The organism is Rhodococcus sp. EPR-157 (genome assembly GCF_001647195.1).
Taxonomy (GTDB): domain Bacteria; phylum Actinomycetota; class Actinomycetes; order Mycobacteriales; family Mycobacteriaceae; genus Rhodococcoides.
The window spans coordinates 1-5,350 of record NZ_LVCV01000676.1 but is presented as its reverse complement, the minus strand read 5'-3'; the positions used below and the strand labels follow the sequence as shown (position 1 = coordinate 5,350).

The window sequence follows — 5,350 nt, the reverse complement described above, 5'->3', positions numbered from 1 at the left end:
GACGCGATTGTCGCCATAGCAGGCCAGGACGGTGTCGTCGATCTCCTCCGCACATTGCCGAACCGGCCCGATATCGCGCAGCCACAACCGTTCACCACTGCTGGGGTCCAGCGCCAGAACCCTGAGTCCGATCGGATTCTGCGAGTAGTCACCGTCGGCCAGCCCCACCAACATGGGCGCGCCGTCGCCCGGGATCGTCGGTAGCGCGAAGCTTCGCGAGTGCGTGACGGTACCGAGTGCGGCAGGATCGAGCCTCCAGGTAGGCGTCGGTGCCATCGCGAAATCTCCTGCGCCGAAGCGTGCGTCGACCATGTCCCCCGGCGATCGAGAAGGCGACTCTTCGGCGGCACAACCGGCGATGAGTCCCGCTACCACGACAAGCCCCGCAATACGACGGCGTCCGGTCTTCACCACGGTCACTGTACGTGTCTTGTGACTTTTCTTGTGCCGACGGGCGGGCTCGGCTAACGTACTGCACGAGCCCCCGATGGGCCTAGCAGAAGGCATGAAAATATGTCGATCACGTTCAACCACACCATCATTGCCACCACGGATCCACAGTCGACGGCGCAGTTCTACCTCGACGTCCTCGAAGCGACCATGGCTCCATCATGGGGCCCGTTCGTCAACATTCAGCTCGACGACCACGTGATGTTGCAGTTCGCGAGTCCGCCGGTCGAATATCACCCACAGCACTATGCATTCCTCGTCGACGACGCCCTGTTCGATCGTGCCTACGACCGGATCAGGTCCCGCGACATCGAGCATTGGGCAGATCCACAGCGGACCCGACCAGGCGAAACCAACACCGAGCACGACGGGCGAGGCGTGTACTTCCTCGATCCAGGCGGAAACTATCTGGAATTGATCACGCGGCCGTACTTCTAGCTTTCGCCCCTTCTAGCTTTCGACCGTGACCGCATACCCGCTGGCCGCGAGCGCATCGAGCACGTCCTGGCGATGCGTCGGACCGCGGGTCTCCACCGTCAACATGACGTCGACTTCCTCGAGTCCCAACTGCCCGCCGGTACGGGAATGGACGACGTCGACGACGCTGGCACCGAGCTTCTTGACGACGTCGAGCAGACTGAGAAGGCCGCCTGGCCGGTCCGAAATCGTCACGCGCACAGCAAGATAGCGACCCGCGGCACGCAATCCATGCGTGATGACGTGGGTCAGCAGCAGCGGATCGATGTTACCGCCGGACAGAATGGCGCACACCGGACCGTCGAGCATCAGGTCGTCGCGCGACATCAGTGCGGCGACAGCCGCTGCGCCTGCCGGTTCGACGATGAGCTTGGCGCGTTCCACACACAGCAACAGCGCGCGGGACAACGCGTCCTCGGAGACCGTCACGATGTCGTCCACAAGGTCGACCACATGGTCGAACGGCACGCTGCCCGGCAGTCCGACGGCAATGCCGTCGGCCATCGTCGACATGGATTCGGCGGCGATCGGGTGGCCCGCCTTCAATGATGCCGGCCATGCCGCGGCGCCCTCCGCCTGCACTCCGACCACCCGCACACCCGGCTTGTGCAGGTGCACCGCAGCGGCGACGCCTGCGAGCAGTCCACCTCCGCCCGTCGGTACGACGATGGTCCCGACGTTCGGCATCTGCGCCAGCAGTTCGGTACCCAATGTCGCTTGTCCGGCAACGATATCCGCGTGATCGAACGGGTGGATCAGTACGGCACCGGTCCTGGCGGCGAACTCGCGGGCGTGACCGAGTGCCTCGTCGACCGTCGAACCGACCAGGGTGATCTCTGCCCCGTAGGCCTTGGTGGCAACGAGCTTGGGCAAGGACACGCCTGTCGGCATGAAGACAGTCGATGGAATACCCAATTCCGATGCTGCCCAGGCAACTCCTTGCGCATGATTACCTGCACTCGCCGCGACGACACCGTTTTCGCGGTCGGCGGCGGACAATTTCGCGATGCGGTTGTACGCACCACGTGGCTTGAACGATCCTGTGCGCTGCAGGTTTTCGCACTTGAGCCGCACTTCGACGCCAGTGAGGTCGGACAGAATTCGCGATGCGACCACCCGGGCGCGGCGCATGACCGGCCCGAGCAGGGCTTCGGCGTCGGCGATGTCTTGGGCGGTGAGGAGACCGCCGCTCACGCGGGCTGGCCGATCTTGGCGCGCATCTTCATGACCGCACCCGCTTTGCCCGCACCGACGACTGCCGTAAGAATTCCGTCACGGACGTAGTATGCCAGGAATTTTCTACCGTCGTCCTCGACGATTTCGACAGTATCGTTGGGCGACGGTGATCCGAGGGCCTGAATCTTCAGGTCGTACTGGTCGCTCCAGAAGTAGGGCACGACAGCACGCGTTGCGCCCGGTTCGACGCCGAGCAGCGCCGGTGCCATTACCTTGACCTGGTCTGCGACATTGCTCCAGTGCTCGACCCGCCGGACCGTGCCATCCACCGTCCATCCCGCCACGTCGCCGACTGCCCACACGTGCGGATCGCTGGTCCGTCCCGTTGCGTCGGCCAGGACGCCGTTGCCGATCTCGATTCCGGAGCCGGCCAACCACTCCACCACCGGCGTCGATCCGACGCCGACCACGACGGTGTCCGCCTCGCTCTCGGTGCCGTCGGTCAGAAGCACGTGCGTCACCCGCTCGGCGCCACGCACCGTGTCCACGCCGACTCCGGTGCGCAGGTCGACTCCCTCCGCGATGTGCATGCGGCCGACGAGGGCGCCGACGTCCTCGCCGAGCACCGACGCCAGCGGCGTCGCCTGGGGTTCGACGAGCGTCACGCCCACTCCGAGATGCCTGAATCCCGCGGCCAGTTCGCACCCGATGAAGCCTGCACCGATCACGACGGCATGCGTGCTGGAGGCCGCGGCGCGGCGTAGCGCATCGGCGTCGTCGCGCGAGCGGAGAACGTACACGCCCGCACGTTCCGGGACGGAGGGCAGTCGCCTGGGTCGCAGTCCGGTGGCAACGACCAGTCGGTCGTAGTCGATCGTCGTGCCGTCGGCGAGTTCGAGAACGCGGTTCACCGGATCGAGCGACGTCGCGGCCGAACCGAGGCGCAGTTCGATGCGATGGTCGTCGAAGTACTCCTGCGGCTCGAACGTCGTATCCTCGCGTTCCCCGCGGATCACCTCCTTCGACAGCGGTGGCCTGTCGTAGGGAAGGTGGGCCTCGTCGCCGACGATCACGAGCTCGCCGTCGTACCCCAATTTGCGCAGTTCCTGCGCGCTACGAAGCCCAGCCAGTCCGGCACCCACGATCACGATCGTCATGAAAGAGATCTCTACCAGACATTCGCGAGTGGACCGGCGGGGGCACGTCGAAGTCCGTGCGGTCACGTATCGTCCGGTCAGCACGCACACGAGATCAGAGGTGGAAATTGACACGCAGGGTGTTCGGCCGCGCTCGATGGATCGCGATGACCGGCGTCATGGCTGCGGCAGTGGCCTCCACGACCGGCGTAGGCACCGCCGCCGCGGACGAGCGTTCGACCGACCCCATCATCTTCTCGAATGCCCTGCTGGCAGAGCCGGTTTCCGCCAACGGCTCGAAGATCGTGTCCGCGTCGATCGACGGCCGAAGTCTCACCCTGCAGGTCTACTCGGCCGCGATGGACAAGGACATCCCCGTGACGGTCCAGCGTCCGAAGGACGCCTCTGTACCGCGGCCAGTGCTCTACCTGCTCAATGGCGCCGGCGGCGGCACCGACAGTGCGACATGGCTCGAGAAGACCGACGTCGGTGACTTCCTTGCCGAGCAGGACGTCAACATGGTGATGCCTGCAGGGGGAAGATTCGCCTACTACACCGACTGGAAGCGAGACGATCCAGTTCTCGGTCGCAACAAGTGGCGCACGTTCCTCCTCGACGAACTGCCTCCGCTCGTCGACGCAGCCCTGGGCACCGACGGCGTGCAGGCGATCGCGGCCAACTCGATGACGGCCACTGCCGTGCTGCAGTTGGCGATCGCGCGGCCCGGCTTCTACTCGGCCGTGGCCGGATACAGCGGATGCGCGCAGACGTCCGATCCGGTCGGTCGGGCGTTCGTCGAACTCGTCACCGAGACATGGGGAGGCGGCGATGTCCGCAACATGTACGGCGAGCCCGACGATCCAGCCTGGGTCGACAACGACCCCGTCGTCAACGCAGAGGGCCTACGAGGGTCCACGTTGTACATCTCCAGCGGCAGCGGAACGCCTGGCCCCTACGACCAGTTCGACGACTCGGCCACCTTCGAACCCACGACCGAGAACATCGTGAAGCAGGTCGCCGTCGCAAACCAGATAGTTCTCGGCGGTCCCATCGAGAGCGCGGTCAACTGGTGTACCCACAACCTGAAGAACCGTCTCGACGAGCTACGGATACCGGCTACGTTCGACTTCGACCCCGTCGGCACCCACTCGTGGAGCTACTGGCAGGACGCCTTCTACAGGTCGTGGCCCACACTCGCCAGCGGTCTCGGTGCTGGCGAGTAGTGGACTTCGATCAGATACCCATCCCCTTGGCCAACACTGGCCAGGAATCATGCAGGGCCTGCTCCCAGTACGGCCAGTAGTGTGTTCCGACCGGCGGGAACTGGTAGGTCGCCGGGATACCGAGAGAGTCGAGCTTGTTCTGCAAGTTGTGCGAGCAGTAGTTCGTTGCGCCCTCGATGACGATGCCCAGGCCCAGGTTCACAACACCCTGCGGTCCTTTGCCTTCGGTGTAGTACCGCACATCCTCCGGCTGCGGAACCCCGCTACCGCTGGAGATGTAGAGGTTGGTTCCGCGGAGCTTCTCGGCATTGATGACCGGGTCGTTCGCAGCCCATGCTGGATCGTTGTCTGGGCCGTACATGTTCACGGTGTTGCCACCCGCCCATGTCTCCACCGACAGCTTCACGAACTGCCTACCCAACGGGTCGGCGATCTGTGCGCAGCCGCTGTACGCCGCAACGGACTTGAACAGTCCGGGCTTGGCCTCGGCCATCTGCAGGACTGCGGTGCCGGACGTGGACAACCCGGCCAGCGAGTTCAGGCCGGTCGAGCCGAGTGTTTCGTCGAGAAGCGGTGGGAGCTCCTGAGTCAGGAAGGTCTGCCACTTGTTGACCCCGAGGGCGGGGTCTTCCTGGCGCCAGTCGGCGTAGTAGCTGCCGCGGCCGCCGATCGGGAGAACGACGTTGACCTGCTTGTCGGACAGGAAGGTCAGCGCGTCCGTCTGCTGCTGCCAGCTCGCCGTACCCTCGCCTGCGTCGAGACCACTGAGCAGGTACATGTTTGGCGCCGGCGTGGATTCGTCGACGGGACGCTGCACCTGGACGGTGATGTCCTTGTTCATCGCCGCCGAGTACACCTGCAGAGTCCAGGTGCGGCCATCTTTCTCGA

6 protein-coding genes are annotated in these 5,350 nt (G+C 64.8%); 2 read left to right on the top strand and 4 right to left on the bottom strand.

What is annotated here, in order from left to right:
- Positions 1–411 (bottom strand): hypothetical protein (locus A2J03_RS28965; RefSeq protein WP_156520645.1); only part of this gene is annotated, 411 nt, incomplete at its 3' end.
- 102 nt (positions 412–513) lie between these two features.
- Between A2J03_RS28965 and A2J03_RS28960 the strand changes: the two genes are divergently transcribed.
- Complete coding sequence (locus tag A2J03_RS28960; protein WP_068381545.1) at positions 514–888, top strand: VOC family protein; 375 nt, start codon at positions 514–516, stop codon at positions 886–888.
- 12 nt (positions 889–900) lie between these two features.
- Here the strand turns inward: A2J03_RS28960 and ilvA are convergent, their stop codons facing one another.
- Positions 901–2,058, bottom strand: a complete 1,158-nt coding sequence (gene ilvA, locus A2J03_RS28955) for a threonine ammonia-lyase (RefSeq protein ID WP_231912762.1) — start codon at positions 2,056–2,058, stop codon at positions 901–903.
- A 59-nt stretch (positions 2,059–2,117) separates the two neighbouring features.
- Entirely contained in the window at positions 2,118–3,260 is a 1,143-nt protein-coding gene (locus tag A2J03_RS28950) for an NAD(P)/FAD-dependent oxidoreductase (RefSeq protein WP_068381539.1), read from the bottom strand.
- A 146-nt stretch (positions 3,261–3,406) separates the two neighbouring features.
- Between A2J03_RS28950 and A2J03_RS28945 the strand changes: the two genes are divergently transcribed.
- Positions 3,407–4,462, top strand: a complete 1,056-nt coding sequence (locus A2J03_RS28945; protein WP_068381548.1) for an alpha/beta hydrolase — start codon at positions 3,407–3,409, stop codon at positions 4,460–4,462.
- A 10-nt stretch (positions 4,463–4,472) separates the two neighbouring features.
- Here A2J03_RS28945 and A2J03_RS28940 read toward each other — a convergent pair.
- On the bottom strand, positions 4,473–5,350 hold an 878-nt coding region (locus tag A2J03_RS28940; protein WP_068381536.1), incomplete at its 5' end, for an alpha/beta hydrolase.

Excerpts from the sequence above, each read along its gene's own strand:
- A2J03_RS28960 (WP_068381545.1), top strand. The coding sequence starts at position 514 with ATGTCGATCACGTTCAACCACACCATCATTGCCACCACGGATCCACAG.
- ilvA (WP_231912762.1), bottom strand. The coding sequence starts at position 2,058 with ATGCGCCGCGCCCGGGTGGTCGCATCGCGAATTCTGTCCGACCTCACT.
- A2J03_RS28950 (WP_068381539.1), bottom strand. The coding sequence starts at position 3,260 with ATGACGATCGTGATCGTGGGTGCCGGACTGGCTGGGCTTCGTAGCGCG.
- A2J03_RS28945 (WP_068381548.1), top strand. The coding sequence starts at position 3,407 with ATGACCGGCGTCATGGCTGCGGCAGTGGCCTCCACGACCGGCGTAGGC.